A 26,016-nucleotide genomic window follows, 5' to 3' on the forward strand; every position below is an offset into this window, starting at 1 on the left:
GCTATTGAGCAGGCCGTCTAGAGCTGCGCGACATCGAGTAGCCTTCTAACTCTTCTTTGCGGGGGGCATGTTCTTTCCATTTGCATCGTGGAGGCATTCGCGCTTAAGTTGATCATATTGAAGGTCCGTCTTAATTGACATGGCGTACTTCCGCGCGGAAACGCGACGGGGGATGGATGATCGACTCTCTTCGCGTTGCAAAAACAGCAAATTTTCACATTCTTAAGCGGCAGATGAGCAATGCCGCATTGGATGACCTTTTTCGCCAAGTTCGGGCAAGCCAGCCCTCGGCCTCCCAAAACATATTCTACCATCGGCGCGTCCAAGCTGGGCGCGCGCGTTGGTCTGCGATCTCCTTCCTCTATGACCGCTCGCCTTCATTCTTAACCGAAGACGCAGGAATCCGAGAACGAATCTGCGGATTTATTCTTTTGATCGAATATCGCGATCATCTCGCGATTCTTAAATCCAAGCTCGATCTTCCGGCAGGATTTTTCACCCGCTATCTCGGTCGAGTATCAGCCGAACGCGTGGATCGTGCGGTCGCACGGCAGGGAGCGGTGTTCGAAAAGATTCGGCTTCGAAACATGTCGGTCTCCAAGCACGTGATGAGGAGTAAAACGTTCGAAGCCGATGACCTACAAAATGTTGTCGGGCCTGCTGGCGCAAACCGGTATGTGCCCCAGGCGTACGCGGTCCGGTCGGGAACTGACCACTATTCTACAACTCCTAGCACCGGCAGGATAGGGCAGCGGTCTGATCGGGTCGATCACCTCGCACTTGTGGAGTACGCGAAATCTGTAATTGACGAGCTGGTAGGTGGAAGAGCTGCACCTGCCAGCTTTCTCCGTACCTTAGCCCGCGCTATCGATTTGGCGAGTATTGGCGGCACCGCGCGTCCAACAAGTTTTGCCGTCGACGTTGCGGGATTTGTTGATGCGATCCATGTCGATCGCGAAATCAGACTTGTACATGAAGATAGCGGTAGACTCACTCAACTCTCCAAGCATGAAATCGATGCAGCGTTAAATGAGCTCGATCGTGCGTTTAGGGTCAGCGGCGACGGAAAGAGGATGGATATCTTCGACGGTGCTGATTCGGTTGGAGCAATTGCAATCAACCAAGCTCGCGTAGCATTGCGTGACTTGCAATTGCCGATCACTGCCGGCATCGAGGTCGAAAGTACAGAGTATGCTCTCGGTCACGATCCAAATCGGATCTCGCTCCGACGCTACATCGATCGCGAGGATAAGTTCATATTGCTGTTCGACGCCCTCTCTTTAGCTTACATCGACGGGACCTTGTTCCGCGACGAAGGCTTTGTAGATGGTGGCGCAGCCCTGTTGCGCCATTTGCGCTCTGATCCGCTCCTAGACGGAGTGACTGATGAAAAGGGTAACTTTTCGACGCGAAAGGCCACCTTTGATGCTGACTCCACTTTCGGTGTGATCGAAGCGAGTGTTGCGGACGGGGACGATGTGCTTGTGTGCGACGATCTTGGCGACGAATGGGCGGACTATATTGGGCTAAACAACTCCAGCAGCCCGCCTAGAATTACCTTTTATCACGCAAAGCATGGTCCACTATCGCTCGGTGCTGGGCCGTTCCATATCTCCGTGAGCCAAGCAATTAAGAACTTGCAGCGTATGAGCCTTCCGCCGGAATCGATGGAAGCGAAAATTCGTGGTTGGAACAACAAGTATGTAAGCGGTAGCGGAGTCAAAACCCGGATCAAGAGGATTGTCCGAGGCGATGCCGACGAGCTAATGAACGAATTCGCTCAAGTGCGGCTTGCGCCGGATGCAATTCGTCGGGTCTTCATCGTGACCTCTTCGCTGAGCCGCGGTGCTGTTGAAGAGGCGCTAAAGGAAGTCGCAGCCGGCCAAGCGCCAGACCCATACTTCGTTCAGCTCTATTGGCTGTTGATGTCATTCTTCTCGGCGTGTACCGAAATGAACGCACATGGATACGTGATCTGTCAAACTTAGCAGGCGCTGATCACGGAGTCGGTATTCGAAACTGCGATTTGGCTATTCCGGCTGTTAAGGCCCGACAGCCGGCTGACTGCTAACCTATGCGCAGTTGTAGTAAAGAGCGCGTGCCATGCTTACTTTGCAGCAGATGGAAGAGGTAAGGGTTCGCCTAGCGCAGCAACTGATATTCTACATGCCCGTTAAGCTGTTTCCTATTGCGCAGAAATTAGCGTTTCCGATTCTTTTAGAGTTCACACGACTAGTGGATTTTAGGAATCTGGAAATTCCACCAGAGAAGATCAAAATTACTGACTTGATCTACGAAGACAGGCTTCCGTCAGTGTTCGAGTCGTTTATCGCTCGGCGGTTTTCCGAGGGGAATAAGCAAGCGGAGTTGCGAGTAGCGGGAATCATTACACCAGATCACAAGATCGTCCTGGCAGATCGTAAAACGGCAGAGGGATTTCTAATAAAGGCAAACTCAGCGGTTTGGTATGAAATTGTAGCAAGCCTGCAATCGGATTGGAGCCAAGCGTATTCACTTTCTGCGACGCGTTGGGAAGAGATCGTCGCTGGTGCCTTCGATAAAGCGGGGTTCGACGAGGTGACATTAACGCCACGCTCAGGGGATCACGGACGGGATGTCATAGCTGTTCGAAGGGGGTTGGTTGCATCAAGATCATAGGATCGGTGAAGGCGTATAAGCCGAGGAACGAGGTTTCATATGATGACATTCGTGCATTGCTGGGCGTACTCAGCGGGGAGCAGAATGCCTCTAAGGGAATCCTGACTACAACGTCGGACTTTCCGCCAAGGCTAATATCTGATCCGTTCATAACTCCCTTTCTGCCGACGCGTCTCGAATTGATGAACGGTGACAGCCTTCAAAAGTGGCTTGGTGGCCTCCTGAAAAAATAGGCTTCTCCCGTTCGGATACATGCCTCTACGAGAGAGGGCTTGGGTCCGGACTTAATTGATCCACCAGGTAATCGCAGCGGCGAGGAGGATTGCGGACAGGAAGATGTCCGCGCGCTTGTCGCATCGGGTTTAGGGAATATCGAAGGTCCGTATGAACCCGTGCGATCGATTGTTGTCGTAGAGCCGGAGGGAAAGATCCGATTTGGGCATCCAGACGCGGCCGACCTCGACCGCCAGGGAGGCGGGAAGCGCGGGAAAAACATGCAGCAGCGTTCCCTCGCCATGCCGAGCCTTGATGCGGTCGTAGAGCCGTCGGAGTTCGCGCCGAAATGCGGCCTGATCGTCAGCTCGCCGCAAGACGTCGTTGTGAGGTTGATCCGCGCAGAGCGACCAGATCGCGGCTTCGTCGCCGAGAACCGCCTGGAGTCGCGCGTCGGTCACGGTAGCGCTGACACCGAGCTTTAGCGCGACCGAGCCTGACAGCCCGATATCCGGTTCGGTGACCTGGAATGTGATCGGGGGGCCATCGGACGCCCATCGCCAACTCGCGGGTTCGCGATGCCTTTGATGAACGACGGCCGGAACGATATCGCAGAGCAGCCGGCCAAGCTCGATCAGCAGCGGCTGCGGTGCGAGTGCGAATACGCTTAGATGCCTAATCTCCTGTCGCTCTACGCGGCCTCGCACCTTCGCTTCGAACTGGCGTCTCAGGTTCTCGCGCTGGACCGTCCAATAGGCAGGCTCGTTGTCTCGAAACGCACAGCCTACCATTTCAAGATCCAACCTCTGGCCGCTGGCTGGGTGGCGGTCGGGCGGCATCGCCGAAAAGATCGCCTGCGTCGATACAAGCGCCTCGTTGTCACAAATGCTCGCCCCAAACCTGATGACGTGAGATGCCCGGTCTTCGTCGATGCCGGCAACGATCGCGATCCGGCCCTCGTGCTCGGCTTTCATAGTTAGCAGAACAGATTCCGGATGATCGGCGACGGCGTCAAGATCGATCAGCTTGTGATGTCGGGCGCACATCAACATTAGATTTTCCAGACTACGCGCGAGCTGAGTCGACCGGATCGGATCGCCGCGCGGGCCGCCTTCGACGTCAGCCACGATGTGTGCGATGAAGCCGAAGATCCCGTCTTGCCGCCCGGCCACCAGGTCGCCGACCAAATCAGTATTGCATCCACGATATTGGCAGCGGCCAGCAGCCCGCGCCCACAGCGCCGATTGGACCTTTTGCGGAATGCTGCTCTTAGACACCGACGCCACCTGCTACGACGTGGCGGCCGCTCGCTGTCCATTGACCCGTTGCGCGCCAGCCCTCGTAAGCGGCAAGCCACTCGATCACCCAGGGCACAGTTGTCTGCGAGAGGCTGTCGAACGGCGACCAATCGTCGGAATCGGGATCGAGCATGCATAGCGTCACTTCGCCATCCGAACCGTAGTACACGTGAGGGAGCCTACCCTCCGGGTCGCCCGGACGGTGCCGTAACGGCGGTGACAAGACTTTGACGCGTGGCTGGAGAATGCGCACGTCGAGCCGTTCGATCACCAGCGGCGCTCGATAAGTGATCTCGACCTGAAACGTCTGAAGCAAAGGCCGGAGAGGGCCCTGCCACGCCGCGATTGCGCCGTGGCGGCCGATGAGTTTCAAGTTCGGCCACAAGGAAGCCATGTCAGTGATCTGGGCGTCGACCGTCATCACCACTTATCGGCGCTCTCCCATGTTGGTGTGTGCGCGAGCCGCGACTGGCGCCAGGCTGGTCGCCGCGCCGATGATCGCCGGCGCGGCGGGAACGAACAGGCCGCCGGAGCGCGTATAACCATGCTGCCGTGATTGAACTTGGCGCCCGAGCCGCTGGTTGAAAGCTTTGACAGAACGCGTGACGACCCGGTCCCCGAACTGCCCGCGCAACCACTCCTGCAAGTCCTCCAGCTGCACGTCGCCGGTGCGGGCGGCTTCGAGCCCGTTAGCGAGGGTGTGCAGGTGGCGAGAATAGGTTGTCTGTTGCAGCTGAGATTCTGGCCAACGGTCGGTGAAACGCTCGACCGGAAATTCGGGGTTGGGCACGACCAGGAGCTGGCCGCGCTTCGCGGCGTCGTCGATCGCGCGGGCCGTCCAGCGCGCCTGCCGGATCAGCATTTCCGCAAGCCTCATGCCCGGACGGGCGGCATGGCCGGCATGGCACGACAACATCACCGATGGCGGGATCCGGCCCGTCTCGGTCGCGTAGGCGATGTTGCGGTGCCGCTTGATTAGCTGCAGCGCGACCGTCGTCACGCTCTTGATGATGAGCGGCGTTTGCGGCGGAACGTCCTCGACGTCCGCTGCGGCGAAGGCGATTCCGGCCTGTTCGTACAGCTGACGATTCAGCGCCAGCGCGAACCGCTCCTCGGTAGGCGTTCGGGCGCAATACCACTTCCCGAAGGCATATGAGTTCATCGGCACATAGCGCGCCGGGTCGCTGCGAGTCCCCTTCTTCGCATGCGGGATCTCGCCTTCCTTCTCCTTCGGCGCCCGCCGCCGCGACGGCGTAATGTCAAGATGCATGCCGTCGGCGTAGTAGAGCGTGATGCACCGAGTTTGGCGCACGACCTTGCTTACCGGGTAGCTCTCGAGTGCGGCTTCCAGGTCATCCAGCAGCGCCTCGGGACCGAGGTCGGGGCCTTCGATCTCGGCGACGATATCGAGATCGTACTCGTCGTCCGTGCCGCGGGTCGACGTGGTTGCGTCGATTGCCATGGAGCCCTGGGGATAGAAGCAGGCGACCCTGCCTTCGAGCGGACTACCGGGTCGTTCGATGTAGCGTCGGACCGCCTCATATCGCTCGACCGCCTTGGCATGCAGGCCGGGCGGAAGCTGAATATTGATGGCAAGCTCGGCGAGTACCGCGTCCAGCGGGTCGGCAAAGGGATCATCAGGCCGATCATCGCGGCGCAGGGACGGAAAATTCGACATCGATATTGGTCCTCTTCTTTGAATGACCTCCGCGCGCCGATCCGACCGGATCGCCCTGGTGAGCGATCCGTTGGGTTATCCTTTCGGCGGGAAGGGATCGTTTCCGTAGGAGTTGGCGTCGCGAATGCGGCCATCGGGACGGTGGATGACGACTTCGCCGTGCTCGCGAAGCGCAGTGCTACGCGCCGCCTCCGTCGCCTCGGCTTGGGTGTGATGGGTGGACCCCACCCGCAACGCCCCCTCACGTCGGGTTGCCCAACCTGATTCGTGCGGCACGACATGAATGCGCTTCGACATCTCGGTTCCTTCGCCTCGTCGGTGAGCGTCGCGCTCTCCGGCGGGATATGGATTCCTGAGATTGGCCAATATGTCAAGTAATGATCACACTAGTAAGTTTGTAATAAGCACATAATGTTTGCGGGATTGACATTATGCCCGAAGCAGCGCAAACATCGGCGATGGCGGGCAATCCGGTCTATATAGCGTTCGGCAACGCGGTCTCGACGCGGCGCAAGGCTCTTTCGCTGACCCAGGCCCAGTTGGCGAGCAAAGTTAAGATGTCTCGCGCGTCGATCGCCAACATCGAGAGCGGCCGGCAGAACATATTGCTGCACCATGTCTATGCCCTCGCCACCGCGCTTGATTTCGCGAAGGTCGCCGACCTGCTGCCGCCAATGCCGCATAAGTCCATCGGGGAGGAATTGAAGATGACGCTGGTCAATGAGAAGCTTTCGAAGGAGTCGCTGTCCGAGAACGCGGGCGCCCAGGTCGCTGATTTGATCAGCAGCGCGCTCGCGCCACGCCGCGGCTCTAAGGTCGGATCGTGAGGGACGCTGATCCAGGTCGAGCGCGCGAAGCTGCGCGCTCGATCCTTCGGGAGTTCGGCGTTTCAGCGCCGCCCGTCCCTGTCGAACGCATCATTAAATCGCGCAAGATCGTCCTTCAGTACGCACCGCTGGAGGAGGATCTTTCGGGCATGGCCTATATCAAGGACGGCATCGGCATCATCGGCGTCAATGCGCTACATCATCCCAACCGCCAGCGTTTTTCCGCCGCCCATGAACTCGCCCATCATGTGCTGCACGACGAAGACATCAGACAAGCCGTTCACGTCGACAAGGGGATACGCGTTCTCTTCCGAGATGATATCTCAGCGCTCGGAACCGAACCGATAGAGATCGAAGCCAACGCCTTCGCCTCAGAGCTGTTGATCCCCGGCGACCTCTTAGCCGCCGTCTTGGAAGGCGGTGGTGTGGATCTCGAGGACGAGGCAGCGATTGAGGGTCTCGCGCGCCGGTTTAGGGTAAGCCCGGCGGCGATGCGTTTCCGGTTGACTCGTTGGTAGCACACCCATGAGCTTCGTCTTTTTCGACACCGAGACGACGGGGCTTAAGCGTGGCTTCGATCAGATTCTCCACTTCGCCGCTGTTCGCACCGATGAAAACCTGAACGAGGTGGCTCGGTTCGAGACGCGCTCGCGCCTTCAGCCACATGTGCTTCCCCATCCTTCGGCGCTTCGGACGAACGGATTGCCGATCGAGTCGTTGACTGATTCCAGCCTGCCGTCGCACTACACCATGGTAGGAGATATTCGCCGGACCTTGATTTCCTGGAGCCCTGCGGTTTTCGTCGGCTTCAACTCCATCCGCTTCGACGAGGAGATGCTGCGCCACGCCCTCTTCCAGTGCCTATATCCGGCATATCTGACAAGTAATCATCGAAACTGCCGCGCCGATGCGCTCAGTCTGGTGATGGCCGCCGATGCCGTGTCGCCTGCGCAACTAGTTGTGCCGGTCAGCGAAGAAGGGCGGCGGACATTTCGCTTGCAACAGTTGGCGGCGGCAAATGGCGTCGCACATGCTCGGGCACACGACGCGATGTCCGATGTGCTTGCGACGCTCGAACTGAGCCGATTGGTCTATCGAAGGTCTCCGGAGTTGTGGCAGCGCTTCGTGCGCTTCTCGAACAAAGCGACCGTCGCGGATTTCATTGAGGTCGAAGACGGCTTCGTGTTGACCGAGTTTTTCGGCGGCCAAGCTTATCATACGTCGGTCGTCTGCATCGGCAGGGATCCCGATCAGGCCAATGGCCGGCTTTGCTTGAGTCTCAACGAAGACATGGGCCGGCTTGCCGCGATGAGCGATCTCGAACTGCAAGTTCATCTGACGCAGAAGCCAAGTCCGATTCGTCGCTTCAGGATCAATGCCGCGCCCACGCTGACGGCGTTCTACGACGCTCCCGAGCATATGCTGGATGGCGGTTCGATGGGCGCCACCGGAGACCGGGCCTGTCTCATGAAGGCGGACACTGGTCTGTGCGCGCGGCTTGTGGCTGCTTACATGGCTGCGCGCGAGCCCTACGCATTATCTCCGCACCTCGAAGAGCGCATCTATAGCGGCTTTCCCGGTCCTGCTGATGAGGCACGCATTGCCGCGTTCCACGATGCGCGATGGGAGGACCGCCTCGCGATCGTCCAGGGCATGGAGGACGAGCGACTGCGCTGGTTCGGGCTCCGGTTGATCTATTTCGAAGCGCGCTCGGTTCTCCCCGAACCTACTCGATTGGAGGTCGAGCGCTACTTGACCGATCAGATGACAGGCGACGGTTCGGGCTGCCTCACCATCGATCAGGCGATGGCAGAGACGGAAAGGGTGCTTGGCGAGTTCGCCAGTCCAGATGATCTTCTGATCCAATATCGCACGTATCTGCAGGATCGACTGGCGCGGCTTGAGGCCTATCGGACACGGCTGATTGCCTGAACCGACCGGTTCGGAGCGCTCAACTCAACGTCGCCTTCTCTGCGCTGAGTATTTGGTCACGGACGGAGTGCCGCGAGGACATGGCGTCAGTGTTGAGCCGACTTATGATGAAAGCGGTGGTCTGACGGTGCACCGCTGAACAGGGGAAACGCAGCGCGGTTCGCGATTTTAGCTCCCTATCATTCCGAGCACAGCAACCGAGTCGTTGTCTCGAGCGTGCCAGCGGATTGAGTCATCATATTAGAGCGCGATTTTGTTTTTCTCAAGCTAGCTCACGTTCAGTTCTTTCGACGCACTACAAATCACCAGATTTCCCCGATCCCATGCGTCAAGCTCGTCCACCGGGTATAAGACGGCTTTGCCGATCTTGATGTATGCAGGCCCAGTTCGCATTGCGCGCCAATTCCGCAGCGTACCCACGGAGACCTCGCCACGGTATCGTGCAGACACTTCCTCCGGTGTCAGGAATTTGGACTCCGTCATTCGTCTTCTCCATCACTCCGCCGCACGAAACGTCACGGTCGAGATGACTGAGATGTTGGCACCCAGAATGACGGAAGAAAACGATATTCTCGATGACCCCGCATAGCTCGCGTCAAACGCGAGCGAGTTAACGCGTCAGCCTGCGTTGATAGCCGCAAGATAGCGTAACGGAGCGTAGCAAAAATACTTGCGGCTCTCGGCCGCAGGTACACTGACCAATCGCGAAGATCGGAAGGTCGTCCTTGTAGGAAGTGTCTTTGGTTAGAAATGCCTTGAGCTGATCGTCTCCCAACCCGTATCCGTTGTCTTTGCAGGAAACGATCATGGACTCTCGGTCGTCGAGCATGTCAGCTCGAATAAATTAGACGTCGATTTCAACCAGCATGTCCGTTTCAGAGGCGTCTTCGTGCTTGCGGATAAGGAATGAGTCGGTCGCATTTGAGATCGGTTCCTCAAAAACGACATACAGGTTCGAGCTGATCTTCGTATTCTTGATGCTGCCCCTGATATCGAACGTCATTTTCGTTTCAATCGCTGACGTTGTGGTCTGTGGAGGATCGTTCTGCCGGTGTGTGGGACGTCAAGTCAAGCTGTCGTATGAAAATGGCGAAAGCACCCGCCAGTTGGCTCCGATGTTCAGTTCCCCTTGTTTGCGCGCGCACTAACTTTCCGAGCTGGTCCATCGGGTTACGCAGCCTGTTGCTCCGATGATATGGCGAATTCCGGCGGTGCGCCTTTGAGGGGAAAGCCTTCCCCCTGGTCGGCGCCGCGGTCGCCGACGCACCCCCTTCTGCGGGGAGACCCCGCAACGCCCCCATTAGAGTGAGAGGACGGATCGGCTTCGCCGTGACGGGTTGATGATCGGAGGAGAGGCCTCCGGCGCCCGTCATGGAGATTGTCCCATGACCCAAGCAGAAGTTTTGATCGCTGCCCACGACTGCGCCGGCGGCTACAAGGTGGATGTGAGTCGCGGCGAGCGCATCGGCCGCGTTTCATCCGAATGGTTCTCGCGGCCGGCGGACGAACGCTATCTGTCCTTGTCGGATCTCTACTCCGCCGTGCGCAGCCGGAGCGAGCGCAGCCGGACCCGAACGGTCGAGAGCACCGCGATCCGAGTGGAGGCCAACCGCGACGATGCCGAGCGCCTGACGCTGATGCTACCCGGTTGCGACGCGCCGATCGCGCCGACTCATTGGAGCTTCGGTCAACTTGCCAGCTTGGTCGGAGCGCCGGCGGCTTACCTCCGTCAGCTTCCGGCACCGCTCGCTGGCATCAACCTGCAGTTCGGCCTCAGCTTTCATCGAGCCGAGCAGATAAAAACGCTTGAGGTGCAGGGCAGTCGCCTCGAGCTTCGCGCCGCGACGGGTCCGGAATATGGGCGTATATTTGACCACGAACTCGTGGCAGCTGTTCAGCGCATCGCCGGCAATGGCACGGGTGACACGCGCTGGAAGGTCCCAGGCGTGCTTGATTGGTCGACTGGCGTTTACAACCCGCGCGTCGACATCACCCAGGATACGACGACGCTCTACGCCTCCGATCGCGATGTCTTCCTGTTTCTGGTCGACGACCTCAATCCGATCGAGGCCGGCCGGCTGCCCGACGGCTTGCCGGACCTCTACTTCCGCGGCTTCTACTGCTGGAATTCCGAGGTGGGCGCGAAGACGCTCGGCATAGCGAGCTTCTATCTTCGCGCCGTCTGTCAGAATCGGAATTTGTGGGGTGTTCAGGATTTCGAGGAGATCACCATCCGCCATTCGAAATACGCCGCGACGCGCTTCGCCCATGAGGCGGCGCCGGCGCTGACACGCTTCGCGAACTCTTCGCCGATGCCCTTCGTCAACGGCATCAAATCGGCGCGGGAGCGGATCGTCGCCCGGACCGACGAGGACCGCAGCGAGTTTCTGCGCAAGGGCGGCTTCTCCAAGACCGAGACGGCGAAGATCATCGACACAGTTCTGTCCGAGGAAGGCCGGAAGCCCGAGAGCGTGTTTGATTTCGTCCAGGGCATCACAGCCGTCGCGCGCGACAAGACTCATCAGGACGCACGACTCGACATGGAGGCACGGGCGAAGAAGCTGCTCGACCGCGCGGCCTGATTCCCGGACAACCGGAGATACGGAACGGTGCTTTTCCGGTTCCGAGGCTTTCCGTCTTTCCTGTTCGTTGGCTTTGCGACGCCGCCCTCCAAAGTGAGAGGGCGGCGCTGCGCTTCGTGACGAGTTGATGTCGAGAGAGAGGCTCTCGGCGCCCGTCGCGGAGTATCATCCCATGGCGACTACCGTTCGCAAGATCACCCTTTCGCCCTCGCGCGATATCCCCTTCAACAGGCTCGTGCTGAGTCAGTCGAACGTCCGGCGCGTGAAGGCCGGCGTCTCGATCGAGGAGCTAGCAGAGGACATCGCCCGCCGGGGCCTTCTGCAGGGCCTCAGTGTCCGGCCCGTCGTCGACCAGGTCGGCGCCGAGACCGGCGTGTTCGAGATCCCGGCTGGCGGCCGGCGCTACCGCGCGCTGGAGCTGCTCGTCAAGCAGAAGCGCCTCGCCAAGACCGCCCCGGTGCCCTGCGTCGTCCGCGATAGCGGCATCGCTGAGGAAGACTCGCTCGCCGAGAACGTCCAGCGCGCTCCGCTTCATCCGCTCGACCAGTTCCGGGCATTCCTGGCGCTGCGCGAAAAGGGCCAGTCGGAGGAGGAGATCGCTGCCGCCTTCTTCGTCTCCGTCAACGTCGTCAAGCAACGCCTCAAGCTCGCGTCGGTTTCGCCGACGCTGCTCGACGTCTATGCGGAGGACGGCATGACGCTCGACCAGCTCATGGCCTTCGCTGTATCTGGCGACCACGAGCGTCAGGAAGTTGTGTTCGAGCGGCTGAAGGCGTCCCACGACAAGCAGCCCTACGTCATCCGCCGCATGCTGACAGAAGGCGCGGTCCGCGCTTCCGACAAGCGGGCGCTGTTCATCGGGGTTGACGCCTATACTGCCGCCGGTGGCACGGTGCTGCGAGATCTGTTTCAGGGCGACGATGGCGGCTGGATGCAGGATGTCGCGCTCGTCGACCAGATGGTGGCCGACAAGCTGAAGGCGGAATCCGAGACGATTGCCGCCGAGGGTTGGAAGTGGACCGAGGTCGCCCCCGATTTCGCTTACGGCCACGCTTTCGGTCTGCGACAACTTCGCGGCGAGATCGTCACCCTCACTGCCGAGGAGGAAGCGGCCCGCAACGCCTTGCAAGCAGAGTTCGATCAGCTGTCTGAGAAACACGCGGACGCCGATGAACTGCCCGACGAGGTCGACGAACGGTTGTCCGAGCTGGAAACAGCTTTGGAGGGGCTCGAGAGCCGGCCGGTTGTTTTCGACCCGGCCGAGATCGTGCGCGCAGGCGTCTTCGTCAGCATTGGCGCTGAAGGCGAGCTTCGTGTTGAGCGCGGCTACGTCCGGCCCGAAGACGAACCGTCGGCGGAGCCGGAGCCCGGTCTTGCTGAAGAAGATGGTGAGGCCGAACGGGCCAAGGCCGCGAGCTACGAAGGCGGCGAGCGCAACGTGTCGGTCGAGCCCGGCGCCGAGCAGGAGGAGGACGAGGGCCTTTCGCCCATCTCCGACCGGCTGATGACCGAGCTCACCACCCATCGGACACTCGGCCTGCGTCATGCCCTCGGTGAGCAGCCGCAGGTCGCCTTTCATGCGGCCCTGCATGCTCTGACATTGAAGACCTTCTACCACTACGGCTCGGATAGCTGCCTGGAGCTGGATCTGAAGAGCGTGAGTTTCGGCGCCCAGGCGCTCGGCCTGAACGACAGCGCCTTAGCCGAGGCGATCCGCGCTCGGCACGAGCGCTGGGCGAAGGCTTTGCCGAAGGAATCGGCCGACCTCTGGGACGCACTTCAGGCGTGGGACGGCGACAGCCAGGCGATGCTCTTTGCCCATGTCGTCAGCCTGTCGGTCAACGCCGTGCATGAACCCTGGAATCGGCGGCCGCGTGCGCTCGCTCACGCCGACCGTCTCGCCCGGGCTGTCGATCTCGACATGGCTGCGGCGGGGTGGAAACCGACCGTAGACAACTTCTTCGGTCGGGTGACGAAGACGCGAATCCTCCAGGCCGTGGTGGAGGCAAAAGGGCAGCGCGCCGCCGATCGGATCGAGCATCTGAAGAAGGGTGACATGGCTGCCGAGGCGCAGACCTTGCTCACCGACACGGCCTGGCTGCCCGAACCGCTTCGCACGCTGGGCCGAGCCATTGGCGACGAACCGGCGGTCGAATCTATAGTCGAGGAAACTCCAGAGCAGCCTAGCGAAAACAAACTGGAAGACGAAGAAGAGCGGACCGCCCACAATCAGCGAGCCGGTGAGCAGATTATGGCAGCCGAATAAGCCGTCGAGAGCAACAACAAGGTCCGCTGGCGACGGCGGACCTTTTCTTTTTGGGGATGACGATGGCCGATAACGCACACGATCTCGCACGGCGTCTCGGCCGGCAGGCTGAGTCCGTGTGCCGTCACTACCTCTCTGCCGGACGACGGGAAGGTAGCTATTGGCTCGTCGGCGACGTCCGCAATACGCCTGGCCGCTCAATGTTCGTGCGGCTCAAGCAGTCGGCGAAGGGAGCCGCCGGCAAATGGACCGATGCCGCCACCGGGGAACATGGCGATTTGCTCGATGTCATTCGCGAGAGTTGCCGCCTGGTCGACTTCAAGAACGTCCTCGACGAGGCGCGCTTGTTTCTCAGCTTGCCGCATCCAGAGCCCGAGCCCAATCAGCCGCGGCTCCGCAATTCCAGCGCGGCACGAGGATCGCCGGAGGCCGCTCGTCGGCTCTTTGCCATGTCGCAGCCGATCGAACGCACACTCATAGAAGCGTATCTCCGCAATCGCGGCATTACGTCTTTGCACGAAACCGGAAGCCTGCGCTTTCACCCACGTTGCTACTACCGGCCCGACGACCACAGCCCGACCGAGACCTGGCCGGCGATGATCGCCGCCGTCACCGATCTGTCCGGCGAGCTGGCTGGCGTACACCGCACCTGGCTCGACCCGCATGGTTTCAGCGAGGCGACGCTGGGCAAGGCGCCAATCGACACGCCAAAGCGGGCGATGGGCGACCTGCTTGGTCACGCTGTTCGATTTGGCGTCGCTGGTGAAGTCATGGCGGCCGGTGAGGGCATCGAGACGATGCTGTCGCTCCGCTGCGCCCTGCCGACCATGCCGATGGTCGCAGCTCTCTCGGCAGCGCATCTCTCCGCCGTCCTTCTTCCGGATACGCTCCGCCGGCTCTACATCGCCCGGGACGACGATCCTGCCGGTGACGGCGCCATGGCGACCTTGATGGATCGGGCGCAGGAGGCCGGCATCGAGGCAATCGTGATCTCGCCACAGCTTGGCGACTTCAACGAGGATCTTCGCCTGCTCGGATTTGACGCCCTTCGGGCCGCAAGCCGCGTACAGATCGCGGCGCAGGACGTCGCGCGCTTTATGGAGCTGGCGGCATAGCCGAAACGGGATGAGGGGCGACGCGGCCGCTTCGTTACCGCACGGTCGGTGAACGTGTTTCCCCTCGGCGCCAGAGGACTGCCCCACGGCCTTCTGAGAGGGCGATCGGGCGGCAGGCGGCCCGGACCGGCAACCTCGTGGGCCGACTATTTTCCGTCGGCGGCAGAGCCGCCTTTACATCGCGAGACAAAATAGTCGGCCCCCTTCGGTCCTCCGCCAAGGCTCCGGCCCTCCGCTGCGCTGCGGGTGCAAGTCCGTTCCGCCTGCCGCTTTCGTCGCCATGAAGGCCGCGATGGGCGCGGTCGATCCGACGAGGGAAAACCGCAATGACCGCCGACCACGACAACGATTTCGAGCCGCACCACAGCTCATCCCCGACCGACCAGGTCCTCCAGGAACTCCAGCTCCATGGCTACCGTCCCTTCCACGATGATCCCGATCCCCGGGGGCTTCCTGAAGCGCGAATCCTCGCCGGCAGCGTCGCCGACATCTTCGATGCCCTGGTGGTGGCGCTGTCCGATACCCGTCTTGAGCCCGACCTCGACGACCTGCTCTGGTCGATGGTAAACGTCTTCCATCGTGCGATCGACAGGATCGAGCGCGAGCTCGACGATAACGAGCTGGCCCAGCAGCGCTCGCAGCGGGAGCAGGACGGCAGCGAAATCAAATCCGTCGAGCTGGAGCGTCTGACGGCAGAAGGGCAAACGCTGATCGAGCGACGCAACGCCTTCGAGCTGATGCGCGACCAGGCCGCCGACGAGTTCGAACGCCACGCCCATTCCGCATGGCGGCCGCGCAACGGATCGAAGGTCAACCACCGCAATCTGACGTCAGCGATGATCGACAGCCGCGATTTCCTGGCCGCGAAGAAGCGCGCCGAAAATCAGGTGCTCATGCCACGCGGACCGAAAGTCGCGCTCACCGGTGGACTCGACTTCAACGACTACCGGCTAATTTGGGCTAAGCTCGACCAGGTGCACGCCAAGCACCCGGACATGGTGCTGCTGCACGGCGGATCGCCCAAGGGCGCCGAGCTGATTGCCGCCAAGTGGGCCGACAATCGCAAGGTCCCGCAGATCGCCTTCAAGCCCGACTGGACAAAGCACGCCAAGGCCGCGCCGTTCAAACGCAACGATGCGATGCTGGAGACGCTACCCATCGGCGTGATGCACTTTCCTGGCACCGGCATCCAAGACAATCTCGCTGACAAAGCGAAGAAGCTAGGCATCCCGGTCTGGAGGTACGGCGGCTCGTGAGCGCCGCCGTACCTTGTCGTGCAGAACGACAGACGAAATGAGAGCCCAATCGTGCCATGAAATGCCTAGCTGCCCTCAGGCGTCCTGATCATAGTAATGTGAGTCATCAATGGCGCCCGACGTCTCCAGCTCCGGCCGCATATAGCCGGTTCGACCGGCCACACGCTCAAATGTTATCATCGTCGTGAAAGCGATCGAATCCCCGTGGAACGGCTTATCCGGATCGTTCTCTCCATTGAGAGAACCTGAGACATTTGCCACGAGCACATCGTCTCCGACGTCTAGGCTTACTTTGTCTATGTAAAGCTCGTCAAAAAAAGCATTCGTCATAGCCATCTCACCCGAGAGAGCGTCCTCGATCATCATGGGATCTTCTTGAATGAAGGATACATCGATATACTCCTCGAGATCTCGGGTGTACCAAACCTCACCTGAAAAGTAGCCGTTTGCGTTAAGAAAGCTCGAGAGCAGCGAAGCCAGCTCGTCAACATTGGGTAGACCTGCAGGGAGACCATTGAGGTGCTGCACGCGCTGATCCATCAAGCGCAGATCAGGCATCAGGATCGCGGCTTTATCCAAAGCCGCAAGCTGATACTTCGGCTCGGCCCTTAGAGCCGCCGCGGTACCATAGCCGAAATACGCAGCCACGATCTCGTGGGCGTGACCTGATCCGAGCTTGCCGCCGGCCAGATCGTTGAAGGTCATACGCAGAAAGTCTGCGCACTTCTTTTGGATGGTAGACATGGCAAATCCATTTCACACCGGCGTCTTAGTGGCAGTCACAAGCGCTTCATGACCACCGCGCGCCGGCAGAATGGTTGCCGTTCGGGTGTTCGATTGGGAAATCGAGATGCCGCCTTTTGGGTCGCTTGCAGCCCGGGCGATCGGCTCCTGACGCTCAATATGGTCATTTTGTCATTCGCCCGCAACCGGATTTGTGACGATTCCGGTCGCTGGCATTTGCTGCTATACTGCGTTTGCGCCGTGGTGGTGGTGGAAGGCGCGACCGTCAGACCCCTATCTCACGGAGCCCACCACCATGATTGCCTTGGGACCACTGCTTATTTTCCTCGCCATAGGCTTCTTCGCCTGGCTACTCTTCACGCTTGCGGTCTTCGCGGTGCCCGTCTTCGCCGGCGTGACGATTGGTCTTCGGGCCTTCCACACAGGGGCTGGCGCTCTGGGCGGAATCGCGGTTGCGTTCGCGGCTGGCGCCGTAACCTTCGGCATCGGCCAACTCGCGCTCGCCCTCGTGACATGGGCTTGGCTGCGGCTCTTAATCATCATCCTCTATGTCGCGCCCGCGACCGTCGCCGGTTACAGCGCGACGCATGGAATCGCCCAGATGGCGATGTCTTCGCCCACCTGGCAAACGGTCTTCGCGATCGCCGGGGCCGTTGCGGTCAGCATCACGGCCTTGGCTCGCTTCACCGGCATGGCCGCAGACGGGCCGGCAAGATAGCGCTTGACGCCGGGCTGATATCAATACCGGGGCGGGCCCGGCAGGAACCTAATCCGGCCGGATATCACGAAGGCTTCGAAGCTTACCGCCGATCGATGTGGACGCAGATACAATCAGCATCATGGGGCGTTCGAGTTCTTCGGCCAATTGCGGCATCTGCTGGATCTGCTCGCGTGTTGGGGCAAACTCCTCGATCCGCCGAATTTGAAGGCCTGCGCCGATCAGCGTATTCAAGGTAGTGCCAAGTGTCCTGTGGTATTTCAGAACGCCCTTGGCAAACCAGTCCGTCCGACGTTCGCCCTCGACGGAATATCGATTGACCGGCCAGGTTTTGCGGCCCTCCTCATCGGAAATCCAGTGCGGATGTGCCGCGGCCATGAAGATCGGATGCTCAATCGTAAAGACGAAATGCCCGTCAGGAACGAGCGTTTTGCGGATCACATGTACGAGACGGCCAAAGTCCTGAACATAGTGAAAGGTCAGTGCGCTGTAGGCGAGGTCGAAAGCCGCCTCAGGGAGGTCCAGTGTGTCGAGATCGGCGATGCGATACTCAATGGCCGTATCCGCTGTGTCCGCCCTGGCACGCTCGATCATGTTCTGCGACAGATCGAGACCCAGAACCGAGGCCGCGCCCTGCTCGCGCATCCAGCGCGAGGCCCAGCCGAAGCCACATCCGAGATCAACGACACGTTTCCCGACCAAATCGGGCAGCATGGCCCGGATCGCCGGCCATTCAGGAGCGCCGTCCAGCCCATGCACCTGCCGGGGCAATTGGCTGTAGCCAGCGAAGAAATCGGGATTGTCGTAGATATTCTGCGCCATATCTGCCTGCTATTCGGCTTTTCGCTCTGTGCCGCTCCGGATGATTCTTACGCATCCAAGTCGAATTGTCGCAGTGGGCTGCGCCATTTGACGAGCCTATCCGGTCAAGCTGCTTCTCGCGCCGGAAACGAAAAACCCCGGCATGAAAGCCGGGGCTCCCGTGATGCCACGACGTACATCCGGCCGCGACAAGCAGGCGACAGTTAGCACGGAGTTTTCGAAGAAAATGTGACCTTCGCCTCGTCGTTCTTGAATGCCGGCCGATTTCAGCGTGCTCGTTCATTTCATCGAGTGGGGCACTCTATTTCTTCTGTCCAAGACCTACGAACGGGCGGGACAACGGATCCCATCGAGCCGCTTTCGCGCGGAGACTTGCGATCGGCTCGTTCAATGATTTAGATGGGAAGGTGTTTTTTCTTTTTGGAGCAAATGACGTGGCGTTAGGGACTGTTAAGTGGTTCAACCCGACCAAAGGCTATGGGTTCATTGCGCCGGACGACGGTGGCAACGATGTTTTCGTGCACATCTCGGCGGTAGAGAAGGCCGGCTATACCTCGCTTGTTGAAGGCGCGAAGGTCAGCTACGAGCTGGTGATGAACCGCAGCGGCAAACAAGCCGCAGAAAATCTCCGCCTAGGATAAGGCGCAGCTCGACGTCCTGGCATACTTTGAGCTAGCCTGAATCTCGTGGTTTTGAGACCTTTGGAAGATATCCTAGTTGGCGCTCGAGGGCGGCCAAAGTCGAGTGGGCTGAATCCAAACGTGCGGTCGCCTCAGTTAGGTTGGCCCACGCTTCGTTCTGCCGCGAGACAGCTGCCGAGCCGATCTTAATGCTATTCTTAAGACACCGCGTGTCTTGGCTGCGTAAGGCGCGCCCCAATTCAGGCAGTATCCTGGTCACCGCTCGATGCGCGGAACGTTCTTTTCGCTCCAGGCGGCCGACCACGGCGAAGGCCTCACGATAGTTCCATATCGCTTCGATGGCTCTGTTTTCAAGATCGCTTTTGTCGCTCATCCGGTTCTCTTCTCACTCGAGCTCTTAGCGGTCATCATTTGCGCGAGATCCTCCTCTGGGTCCGCGCGGCGAATTGTCGTAACCCCTGTAGGGGCGGGAAGGCCTGGCGCAAGCCGGCAGCGTCCATTGGAAGGGGCTGACTCGATCAGACATCCAGCGTGCTCGCATTCTAGTCTGTGAGCTTCACACAGAGCGGCCAAGCATCGAGACACGACCGATCATCGCAGAGTGGCAGTTTCGTGGCAGTCGTTGTGCGGCATCGACCAAACGGTGACGGATCACAACTACGGCCAGCCGCTCTCGTGAATGGGGCGTGCTGCCGACGCGCGATCGCGGAAGCGGAGATCCGTCCGTCTCGATTACAGAGGGCTAAGCAGCATTGGATTCGTTGGGCCAGCTCTCTCGGTGGGCTCCCAAATCGCCACGTTCTCCTTGATGTCAGCTCTGTTTGGATCGAGCGCACCAACGGCCTCTTCGATGGATGGATCTGGCCGAAGGACGGCTGAAGCCTCGACCGCCTTTGGCGCAACAGCGGCGTCACAACTTTCTTCCCCTGCCGGCTGCGCCGCCATTCCTCGCGCGAGACAAGAAAGTTCCTCCTTTGCTGTCCAGCCCCTTCGGGGTGCGCCGTCGATCGCCTCCGGCCTGTCGATCACCATCGAGGCCGCAAGGTGCGGGCTCGAAAACAGAGATCAAGGAGAACTACCATGGCGACCATCGGCACCTTCAAGAAGACCGGCAACAACGAGTTCAACGGCGAGATCGTCACTCTCTCGCTCCAGGCGAGGAACGTCCGCATCGTCCCCGAAACCAGCCGCTCGGGCGACAACGCCCCCAGCCACCGGATCTATGTCGGCCGGGTCGAGATCGGGGCCGCCTGGTCCAAGCGCTCCAACGAAGGCCGCGATTATCTCGGCCTCAAGCTCGACGATCCGAGCTTCACCGCCCCGATCTTCGCCAACCTCTTCGCCGATGAAGAGGGCGAGGGCTTCAGCCTGATCTGGTCTCGCCCCAACCGTCGCAACGGCGACTGAGCCGATCCGCAATGCCCCGCCCGGCTGGCCCGGGCGGGGCACCGCCACGCTGAGGAAGCGCGAAGGCACCTCGTTTGCCGTGACGGCGCAAGCGGCAAGGGCGTAACCGATGCCGATCAGCGGCCGCGTGCCGATTTGATTGGACGTCTTTGGTTGGCCTCGATCACGCTCTCGACGATGTCTTCCCAGTCCGGACAAATGGCGACGAGACGATCCAGCACTGTGGGATCCCGTTCGATCTGGCCAAGCGCCTGAGCGCGCCACTGGTCGTTGAAACTAATGCTCATCAGTCCCAGGCATTCGACAACCGAACTGTCGGGGAGCAAGTGCTCCATCGTTGCCGTCACTATGCCGGTCCACTGTTGGATCAGATGCCACGGCTCCGCCTCGCGCCGCGCCTCCAACTTCTCTCCGAGCAGGCCAATCAGCGCAAAGAACCGCGTTGGCCAAGGTTGCGGCCTGAGTTCCGTGACCAGAGCATCCACTGTCTCGCGAATGTCGGCTGGCAAGTGCTCGTACAGAGTCATGAGGCCTACTCCATCTCCCCAGCATGCTCGTCCGTTTCTGAACTAGGCATGCGCTTTGGAGACAGATCAGATTTACGTAAAGCCGACTATCAACTTATGCGTGAGGCAATGCGGAGTTGATTCACGACGTGCCGGTGTTGCGGTGGGGCACAAAATTGTCGCGTCATCGAGCCCGATGGGAATGAACCGTCGTTCGCTTGACGAGATCGGTTGCTTCGACGCCGAGCGCCTCCGCGATTCGGCCAAGCACGGTCACGCTGGCCGACACATCTGCGCGTTCAATTGCGCCGACGTAACGGACGCTTAGTCCAGCGCCATCGGCCAACTCTTCCTGCGTCATTTTCTTCACATGACGTATCCGACGCAGATTGACCGCCATGACCTCCTTGAGATCCATGGCAACAAGGGAACTCACATCGGAATGATCGTTCCAGGAACGATCGTTCCGATTCGTGCGTCACTGTGCTATTCATATCGTCTGGCTAGGCCCTGGTGTGCCGCTTCCGGGGAGCGCCGCGATGCGATCTGCGCATCACGGCACAATTCGAGTGTGACGATTTCCCAGCTTGCAAAGTTCTGGAGCTTAGATGAATTCTAATCGCTGCATCAATGCTGAGGGGCAATTGCAATGAACGGCGCGCCATTCCAGGACCGGCCGCCAATAACGGATCGCGTCAACGCCTATGACGAGAAACATCTTGCTATCTACGTTCGGTTGTTGATGGCCGAAGAGGAGGGCGCCGACTGGCGCGAGGTGGTCAGCGTGATCTTCGGCCTCGACCCCACGCGCGAACCAGATCGTGCCAAAAATGTCCATGATAGCCATCTCGCCCGCGCGCGATGGATGGTGGAAGCCGGATATCAGGGCCTTTTGGAACCGCGGATGCAGTGATTTGCGCCCCAATCACGCAAATTGCGATCTCGCGTGATGCAACCTCCGGGTCTGGTCTCTTGTAGCGTCTTTAGGGATCGTGGTGCGGGGCACAGAACAAAAAGACGAGAAGACAGACCATGCCGACCCAGTACTGGCGCTCGCCGGAGACCATCGAACGCCTGAATCGTCTTGAGCGCCCGGGTTTTGCCCTCGAATTCCTTCGTCGCAATGCCGACTACCGCCGCGACTTCGCCCGCACTGAGCGACAGATCGCGCGCGGCGAATCCGATCCCAACACCATCCGAACCAGTTTCGCACGTCGATGGAGGTTGCGGTGTCGCCCATGACCCCGCCTCTCCGGTTTGGCCCGAACCAGCCATTTGGCTGCCCGAGGCATCACCGGGAACATTGATCCTGACGCCCGCGCCGCCGGACTTCGAGACCGTTCATTCGATTGATCGCAACGCTTTCGGACTGTCGATCGTCGGGCGGACAGATGCTGACGGTCGCGAGCTGGTTGTCGCCGACGGCTCGGGTGAGCTCCATGTCAGTTTGCGCGACGAGCAGGCCGCGCGCCGTCCCGCCGTGCTTGTGCCGCTCGACGGCATGGGCGAACTGCGGGCCGACGTGGCGCTACACTTCGTGCGTCGCCTCAGCGGCCAGCGCACCGGTCTTCTCCCGGCGGCGCTGCGGCTGACGTCGTTTCAGAAACGGCGACTGATTCAGCTCCTGCACGCCTTCGACGTCCACGACCTGGGTGGCGGCCCGCGAGACGTGGCAGCGAAGGTGCTCGCCTCCGACCACGCTCAGCGCCGCTCGGTCGAGTGGAAGGATTCTCATGCCCGCCGCAAGGCGAACCGGCTCATTCACGATTCAATCGCTTTGGTCGAGCGCGGCTATCTGAAACTTCTACGCGGCCTCTGATCGGCTCCCCGATTCCTTCAAGCCATCGACCTGATGAGTTAGTTGCGCCCCGGTAGTACGCCTGGCTTCGCCTGGTTGCGACGATGGGGGGACACAAACGTACGTCAATTTTCGTCCACCCCCAACGCCTGAACTCTCCGCCACTCTGGCCCGGACATGCCGCGACTTGGCCGCGGCACTTCGAGGCAAGACGGAGATCTCCCATGCTCGACAGGCCTGCGCAACTCGCCACCCGTTACGTGCGCACCCCCGAGGCCGCGCGCCTCCTCGGCATCTCGCCGCGCACGCTTGAAAAATATCGCTGCCATGGCAATGGCCCGACTTTTCGCAAGCTCGGCGGCCGCGTTGTCTACGCCATCGGCGATCTCGAAGCCTGGGCCGATCAGGCCGCCTGCAGCTCAACGTCGGATCCGCGCTACCTCGAAGCGCGCGCCGCCGGCAACGCGCATCGCTAAGGCAACGCTCGTCATGTCGTCGCGTCGCCTCATCACACCCAGCGAGCGAAGCAAGCTCGACCCGTTCGTTGTCGCCACCGGTGATGCCAGCCCGCGTGATCAACGCGACCTGATGGAGCGCCCGTTCTTTTCGCTCGCCAAGGCCAAGCGAACAAGACCGATCCTCTACCAGACCGGCGACGTGTGTGTCGAAGTCTATGCAGTTCCTGAGCACGGTATGGCGACCATTTGGGATGCCGACGTGCTGATTTGGGCGGCGAGCCAGATTGTCGAGGCCGAGAACCTCGGTCTGAAGACCTCGCGCTTCCTGCGCTTCACACCCTACCAGCTTCTGACCGCAGTCGGCCGGCAGACCGGCGCCCGCGACTACAAGCTCTTGAAGGGGGCATTGGCCCGCCTGCAGGCGACCGTCATCCGCACCAGCATCCGGCAGGGGGAGCATTGGCGGCGCCACCAGTTCTCATGGATCAACGAATGGGAGGAATGCGCGACGCGCGACGGTCGGGTGCAGGGAATGGAATTCGTCCTTCCCGACTGGCTCTATCGCGGCGTCATCGATCGCTCACTCGTTCTCACGATCGATCCGGCCTATTTCAGCCTGACTGGTGGGATCGAGCGCTGGCTCTACCGCGTCGCGCGCAAGCATGCTGGCCGCCAGCCGAGAGGTTGGCTGTTCGAGGTCGCACACCTCCATGAGAAATCCGGCAGCCTCGCCAAGCCTGCAGACTTCGCCTTTGATCTCCGCCGGATCGCGGCACGTCAACCGCTGCCAGGCTACTGCCTGAGCATCGAACGCAGGGAACGCCGAGAGCTATTGCGCATCCTGCCATCGAAGTCATTCACAGCTCCTGTGGACGGCGCTGTGAATCAGCTCGGGACTTCGGGCGTTCACACTATCGGGACTCCGGGCGTGCCGGTATCGGGATTCCGGGAGTGCAAACCACAGCTAACGCTTTGGCCAGGAAACACGATCGCCTGCCCTAACTTAGAGTCTAACTTAGAATCTAACTGTTGTAGTGGGGCCGCGCGTCTTGCGGATAACACCGACATCCGCGCTCAGCCGCCAACCGAGCACCCAAGCCAACCATCTCTGCCGCTTTCAGGTCGCAAGACGGGAGGCATGCGATGATCGTCGCCGTGCTCAACCAGAAAGGCGGTGTCGGCAAGACCACGCTCGCCCTGCACCTCGCCGGCGTATGGGCGCTGCGCGGAAAGCGCGTGACGCTGATCGACGCTGACCCCCAGGGCTCCGCATTGGACTGGTCGCAGCAGCGTGCGCGGGAGAATGTCGCACGGCTATTCGGCGTCGTTGGCCTCGCGCGCGATACGCTCCACCGCGAGGCGCCGGAAATCGCACGCACCGCCGATCATGTCGTCATTGACGGACCGCCGCGCGTCGCGGGACTGATGCGTTCGGCGCTGCTGGCGGCGGATCTCGTGTTGATCCCCGTGCAGCCGTCGCCATTCGACGGCTGGGCCTCGGCCGAGATGCTCGCTCTGCTGCGAGAGGCTCGCATCTATCGTCCGCAGCTTCCTGCTCGCTTTGTGCTCAACCGCTGCGGCGCGCGCACGATCATCGCCCGCGAGACTGCCGAAACTCTCGCCGACCACGATCCGCCGGTGCTCGCCAGCACCATCGGCCAACGCGTTGTCTTCGCCGACGCCGCTCAGTCCGGACGGCTCGTCTTCGAGTTCGTCGAGCAGAGCGCCGCCGCCCGCGAGATCGCCGCGCTCGCGGCAGAAGTTGCGAGGTTCGCGCCATGAGCGACCGCTCTATCAAACGCGGCTTCGCCTCGCGTCCGGGCGATGCCGAGAGCTGGATCAAAGCCAGTGATACGCCGCCACGCAGCGTGAATGATGCTGCCGCATTCACCGCGCGCCTGACGATTGACGTCACGCCCACGCTGCGCGGCCGCATCAAGGTCGCCGCGTTCCAGCGCGGCGTGACCGTCGCCGACATGCTGCGCGAATTGCTGGCGCGAGAGTTCCCCGCTGACGCCCCGGAGAACCGTCATGAACGACAATGAAGCCTTGCCGCCGCGTGCAGTGCCGCCCTCGCATCGACGGGATGTCGCGCTCACCCATGTCGAGCTGACCTGGATCGAGAAGCGGATCGAGCACTGGCTGCGCTTCGGCCGCCGCGCGGAGGAGAAGATTCTCGACCGTCGCCGCAGCATCTCGAGCTTTGAGCCGGGCAGCATCTTCGGCTTCGTCCGCTGGGCATCGAACGACTATGGCACCGTGGTGTCGCGCATGGACATCGTGCGTGCCGTGGAAGCCGGGCAGCGCTATCAGACGCTGCCCTTCGTCCGCCCCGGTGGCGAAATCCTGCTGCGCGTTGATAGCTGGCCGAAGGTCGAGCGCGTGTTGCAGGCCATCGACGCCATCGAGGCGCTCTCCATCGATCCGGCTGACGCCGCACCCGAATACTGGCGGCATCTCCACAACCGTCTCGCCGCCGACCATGTGCCGCGCGCCTACACGCGCGAGCAGCATATCGCCTGGCTCAAGCGCCGGAGCGTCACGCCATGACCCGCTTCGGCTATCTCATGTTGACCTACCTTGCGGCGCTGGTCGCCGGCGCCCTGGCCCTCGTTCATCCTGCGCCGCGGCTGATTTGGAACGCTACCGCGAGCACGCCAATAGGGCTCTACGCGCTGCATCCGCTCGGAGAGCTGCGCGACTTGGAACTGGTCGCGGTACGGCTGCCGGAACCGATCGCCAGCTTCCTTGCCGATGGCGGCTTTCTTCCAAAAGGTCTGCCGCTGCTGAAGCGTGTGATGGCGCTGCCCGGGCAAACCGTGTGCCGGTCGGGCGATGCCATCACGGTCGATGCTGTCGATGTCGGCGCCGCACACGAGCACGATCATCGCGGCCGTCCGCTGCCGCGTTGGAGCGGTTGCCATACCCTCGAACCGGGCGAGGTCTTTCTCATGAACCCGACCGTCCCAGACAGCCTGGACGGCCGCTATTTCGGCGCGCTCCCCGTCAGCTCGATCGTCGCGCGCGCAGTCCCGCTTTGGACGGACGAAGCCGCCGACGGCCGTTTCGTCTGGCGCGCCGCCACTCATTGACCCGT

At 60.9% G+C, this 26,016-nt stretch carries 32 protein-coding genes; 21 read left to right on the plus strand and 11 right to left on the minus strand.

The features are described 5' to 3' along the window. The first annotated feature begins 176 nt into the window (after positions 1–176). Entirely contained in the window at positions 177–1,988 is a 1,812-nt protein-coding gene (locus tag AAFG50_RS03070) for a hypothetical protein (protein WP_011082908.1), read from the plus strand. A gap of 115 nt (positions 1,989–2,103) precedes the next feature. Beyond that, positions 2,104–2,658, plus strand: a complete 555-nt coding sequence (locus AAFG50_RS03075; RefSeq protein ID WP_011082907.1) for a restriction endonuclease — start codon at positions 2,104–2,106, stop codon at positions 2,656–2,658. 362 nt (positions 2,659–3,020) lie between these two features. Here the strand turns inward: AAFG50_RS03075 and AAFG50_RS03080 are convergent, their stop codons facing one another. The 4 genes from AAFG50_RS03080 to AAFG50_RS03095 all read right to left on the minus strand — a co-directional run bounded on the left by AAFG50_RS03080 (position 3,021) and on the right by AAFG50_RS03095 (position 6,144). After that, the gene (locus AAFG50_RS03080; protein WP_014490283.1) at positions 3,021–4,148 is read right to left on the minus strand and encodes an SAVED domain-containing protein; all 1,128 of its coding nucleotides are present in this window, start codon (positions 4,146–4,148) and stop codon (positions 3,021–3,023) included. Beyond that, on the minus strand, positions 4,141–4,590 hold the full coding sequence (locus AAFG50_RS03085; RefSeq protein WP_202557271.1) for a hypothetical protein: 450 nt from the start codon (positions 4,588–4,590) through the stop codon (positions 4,141–4,143). Before AAFG50_RS03085 ends, AAFG50_RS03080 begins: the two co-directional genes overlap by 8 nt. 6 nt (positions 4,591–4,596) lie before the next feature. Beyond that, complete coding sequence (locus AAFG50_RS03090) at positions 4,597–5,847, minus strand: nucleotidyltransferase (RefSeq protein WP_011082904.1); 1,251 nt, start codon at positions 5,845–5,847, stop codon at positions 4,597–4,599. Between the two features lie 75 nt (positions 5,848–5,922). Then, positions 5,923–6,144: a DUF2188 domain-containing protein gene (locus AAFG50_RS03095; RefSeq protein ID WP_011082903.1), complete on the minus strand. Its 222-nt coding sequence runs from the start codon at positions 6,142–6,144 to the stop codon at positions 5,923–5,925. 134 nt (positions 6,145–6,278) lie between these two features. Between AAFG50_RS03095 and AAFG50_RS03100 the strand changes: the two genes are divergently transcribed. From AAFG50_RS03100 to AAFG50_RS03110, 3 genes are read left to right on the plus strand one after another with little or no spacing between them, the layout of a single operon-like run. Then, positions 6,279–6,674, plus strand: coding sequence for a helix-turn-helix transcriptional regulator (locus AAFG50_RS03100; protein ID WP_011082902.1), 396 nt, complete (start codon positions 6,279–6,281; stop codon positions 6,672–6,674). Beyond that, on the plus strand, positions 6,671–7,192 hold the full coding sequence (locus AAFG50_RS03105) for an ImmA/IrrE family metallo-endopeptidase (RefSeq protein WP_011082901.1): 522 nt from the start codon (positions 6,671–6,673) through the stop codon (positions 7,190–7,192). The genes AAFG50_RS03100 and AAFG50_RS03105 overlap by 4 nt, the downstream gene beginning before the upstream one ends. A gap of 7 nt (positions 7,193–7,199) precedes the next feature. Continuing rightward, on the plus strand, positions 7,200–8,606 hold the full coding sequence (locus AAFG50_RS03110; RefSeq protein WP_011082900.1) for an exodeoxyribonuclease I: 1,407 nt from the start codon (positions 7,200–7,202) through the stop codon (positions 8,604–8,606). Positions 8,607–8,873: 267 nt separating this feature from the next. Here AAFG50_RS03110 and AAFG50_RS03115 read toward each other — a convergent pair whose 3' ends face one another. Then, a complete protein-coding gene (locus AAFG50_RS03115) occupies positions 8,874–9,089 on the minus strand; it encodes a helix-turn-helix domain-containing protein (protein WP_011082899.1) in 216 nt (71 codons plus the stop codon). 361 nt (positions 9,090–9,450) lie between these two features. Continuing rightward, positions 9,451–9,609: a hypothetical protein gene (locus tag AAFG50_RS03120; RefSeq protein ID WP_016839828.1), complete on the minus strand. Its 159-nt coding sequence runs from the start codon at positions 9,607–9,609 to the stop codon at positions 9,451–9,453. Positions 9,610–9,991: 382 nt separating this feature from the next. Here AAFG50_RS03120 and AAFG50_RS03125 point away from each other — a divergent pair, with 382 nt between their 5' ends. The 4 genes from AAFG50_RS03125 (at position 9,992) to AAFG50_RS03140 (ending at position 15,825) form a co-directional block, all read left to right on the plus strand. Continuing rightward, positions 9,992–11,188, plus strand: a complete 1,197-nt coding sequence (locus AAFG50_RS03125) for a hypothetical protein (RefSeq protein WP_026192137.1) — start codon at positions 9,992–9,994, stop codon at positions 11,186–11,188. A 172-nt stretch (positions 11,189–11,360) separates the two neighbouring features. Then, entirely contained in the window at positions 11,361–13,454 is a 2,094-nt protein-coding gene (locus AAFG50_RS03130; protein ID WP_014490278.1) for a ParB/RepB/Spo0J family partition protein, read from the plus strand. A 56-nt stretch (positions 13,455–13,510) separates the two neighbouring features. Then, positions 13,511–14,569 carry a toprim domain-containing protein gene (locus tag AAFG50_RS03135; RefSeq protein WP_011082896.1) on the plus strand — a complete coding sequence of 353 codons (1,059 nt, stop codon included), beginning with the start codon at positions 13,511–13,513 and terminating at the stop codon, positions 14,567–14,569. Positions 14,570–14,895: 326 nt separating this feature from the next. After that, the gene (locus AAFG50_RS03140; protein WP_011082895.1) at positions 14,896–15,825 is read left to right on the plus strand and encodes a DUF2493 domain-containing protein; all 930 of its coding nucleotides are present in this window, start codon (positions 14,896–14,898) and stop codon (positions 15,823–15,825) included. Between the two features lie 75 nt (positions 15,826–15,900). Here AAFG50_RS03140 and AAFG50_RS03145 read toward each other — a convergent pair whose 3' ends face one another. Then, complete coding sequence (locus AAFG50_RS03145; RefSeq protein ID WP_011082894.1) at positions 15,901–16,569, minus strand: hypothetical protein; 669 nt, start codon at positions 16,567–16,569, stop codon at positions 15,901–15,903. 295 nt (positions 16,570–16,864) lie between these two features. On the opposite strand from AAFG50_RS03145, the gene AAFG50_RS03150 reads away from it, so the two are divergent. Continuing rightward, positions 16,865–17,287 (plus strand): hypothetical protein, encoded by a 423-nt coding sequence (locus tag AAFG50_RS03150; protein WP_014490276.1) that lies wholly within the window; start codon positions 16,865–16,867, stop codon positions 17,285–17,287. Between the two features lie 48 nt (positions 17,288–17,335). On the opposite strand, the gene AAFG50_RS03155 is transcribed toward AAFG50_RS03150, so the two are convergent. Beyond that, entirely contained in the window at positions 17,336–18,109 is a 774-nt protein-coding gene (locus AAFG50_RS03155) for a class I SAM-dependent methyltransferase (RefSeq protein WP_011082892.1), read from the minus strand. Between the two features lie 407 nt (positions 18,110–18,516). On the opposite strand from AAFG50_RS03155, the gene AAFG50_RS03160 reads away from it, so the two are divergent. After that, positions 18,517–18,750 carry a cold-shock protein gene (locus AAFG50_RS03160; RefSeq protein ID WP_011082891.1) on the plus strand — a complete coding sequence of 78 codons (234 nt, stop codon included), beginning with the start codon at positions 18,517–18,519 and terminating at the stop codon, positions 18,748–18,750. Between the two features lie 31 nt (positions 18,751–18,781). Here the strand turns inward: AAFG50_RS03160 and AAFG50_RS03165 are convergent, their stop codons facing one another. After that, positions 18,782–19,123 carry a hypothetical protein gene (locus tag AAFG50_RS03165; protein WP_011082890.1) on the minus strand — a complete coding sequence of 114 codons (342 nt, stop codon included), beginning with the start codon at positions 19,121–19,123 and terminating at the stop codon, positions 18,782–18,784. A 707-nt stretch (positions 19,124–19,830) separates the two neighbouring features. On the opposite strand from AAFG50_RS03165, the gene AAFG50_RS03170 reads away from it, so the two are divergent. Next, entirely contained in the window at positions 19,831–20,157 is a 327-nt protein-coding gene (locus tag AAFG50_RS03170) for a DUF736 domain-containing protein (protein WP_011084751.1), read from the plus strand. 116 nt (positions 20,158–20,273) lie between these two features. Here AAFG50_RS03170 and AAFG50_RS03175 read toward each other — a convergent pair whose 3' ends face one another. Together AAFG50_RS03175 and AAFG50_RS03180 are read right to left on the minus strand one after the other, a co-directional pair. Next, complete coding sequence (locus AAFG50_RS03175; protein WP_011082888.1) at positions 20,274–20,684, minus strand: hypothetical protein; 411 nt, start codon at positions 20,682–20,684, stop codon at positions 20,274–20,276. Positions 20,685–20,847: 163 nt separating this feature from the next. After that, on the minus strand, positions 20,848–21,081 hold the full coding sequence (locus AAFG50_RS03180) for a helix-turn-helix transcriptional regulator (protein WP_016841283.1): 234 nt from the start codon (positions 21,079–21,081) through the stop codon (positions 20,848–20,850). 231 nt (positions 21,082–21,312) lie between these two features. Between AAFG50_RS03180 and AAFG50_RS03185 the strand changes: the two genes are divergently transcribed. The 9 genes from AAFG50_RS03185 (at position 21,313) to AAFG50_RS03225 (ending at position 26,011) form a co-directional block, all read left to right on the plus strand. Then, the gene (locus AAFG50_RS03185) at positions 21,313–21,576 is read left to right on the plus strand and encodes a hypothetical protein (protein WP_011082886.1); all 264 of its coding nucleotides are present in this window, start codon (positions 21,313–21,315) and stop codon (positions 21,574–21,576) included. Between the two features lie 119 nt (positions 21,577–21,695). Next, positions 21,696–21,905 carry a DUF6499 domain-containing protein gene (locus AAFG50_RS03190; RefSeq protein WP_014490272.1) on the plus strand — a complete coding sequence of 70 codons (210 nt, stop codon included), beginning with the start codon at positions 21,696–21,698 and terminating at the stop codon, positions 21,903–21,905. Between the two features lie 61 nt (positions 21,906–21,966). Further along, positions 21,967–22,482: a DUF2285 domain-containing protein gene (locus AAFG50_RS03195; protein ID WP_014490271.1), complete on the plus strand. Its 516-nt coding sequence runs from the start codon at positions 21,967–21,969 to the stop codon at positions 22,480–22,482. 203 nt (positions 22,483–22,685) lie between these two features. Next, complete coding sequence (locus AAFG50_RS03200; protein WP_014490270.1) at positions 22,686–22,937, plus strand: helix-turn-helix domain-containing protein; 252 nt, start codon at positions 22,686–22,688, stop codon at positions 22,935–22,937. A 13-nt stretch (positions 22,938–22,950) separates the two neighbouring features. Next, complete coding sequence (locus AAFG50_RS03205; RefSeq protein ID WP_014490269.1) at positions 22,951–24,066, plus strand: replication initiator protein A; 1,116 nt, start codon at positions 22,951–22,953, stop codon at positions 24,064–24,066. After that, positions 24,063–24,701, plus strand: coding sequence for a ParA family partition ATPase (parA, locus tag AAFG50_RS03210; protein WP_011082882.1), 639 nt, complete (start codon positions 24,063–24,065; stop codon positions 24,699–24,701). Before AAFG50_RS03205 ends, parA begins: the two co-directional genes overlap by 4 nt. Then, on the plus strand, positions 24,698–24,964 hold the full coding sequence (locus tag AAFG50_RS03215; protein WP_011082881.1) for a hypothetical protein: 267 nt from the start codon (positions 24,698–24,700) through the stop codon (positions 24,962–24,964). The genes parA and AAFG50_RS03215 overlap by 4 nt, the downstream gene beginning before the upstream one ends. Further along, positions 24,951–25,469, plus strand: coding sequence for a DUF2840 domain-containing protein (locus AAFG50_RS03220; protein WP_011082880.1), 519 nt, complete (start codon positions 24,951–24,953; stop codon positions 25,467–25,469). Before AAFG50_RS03215 ends, AAFG50_RS03220 begins: the two co-directional genes overlap by 14 nt. Further along, on the plus strand, positions 25,466–26,011 hold the full coding sequence (locus AAFG50_RS03225; RefSeq protein WP_011082879.1) for a S26 family signal peptidase: 546 nt from the start codon (positions 25,466–25,468) through the stop codon (positions 26,009–26,011). The genes AAFG50_RS03220 and AAFG50_RS03225 overlap by 4 nt, the downstream gene beginning before the upstream one ends. The last annotated feature ends 5 nt before the right edge of the window (positions 26,012–26,016 follow it).

Source organism: Bradyrhizobium sp. B039 (genome assembly GCF_038965675.1).
Taxonomy (GTDB): Bacteria; Pseudomonadota; Alphaproteobacteria; order Rhizobiales; family Xanthobacteraceae; genus Bradyrhizobium; species Bradyrhizobium diazoefficiens.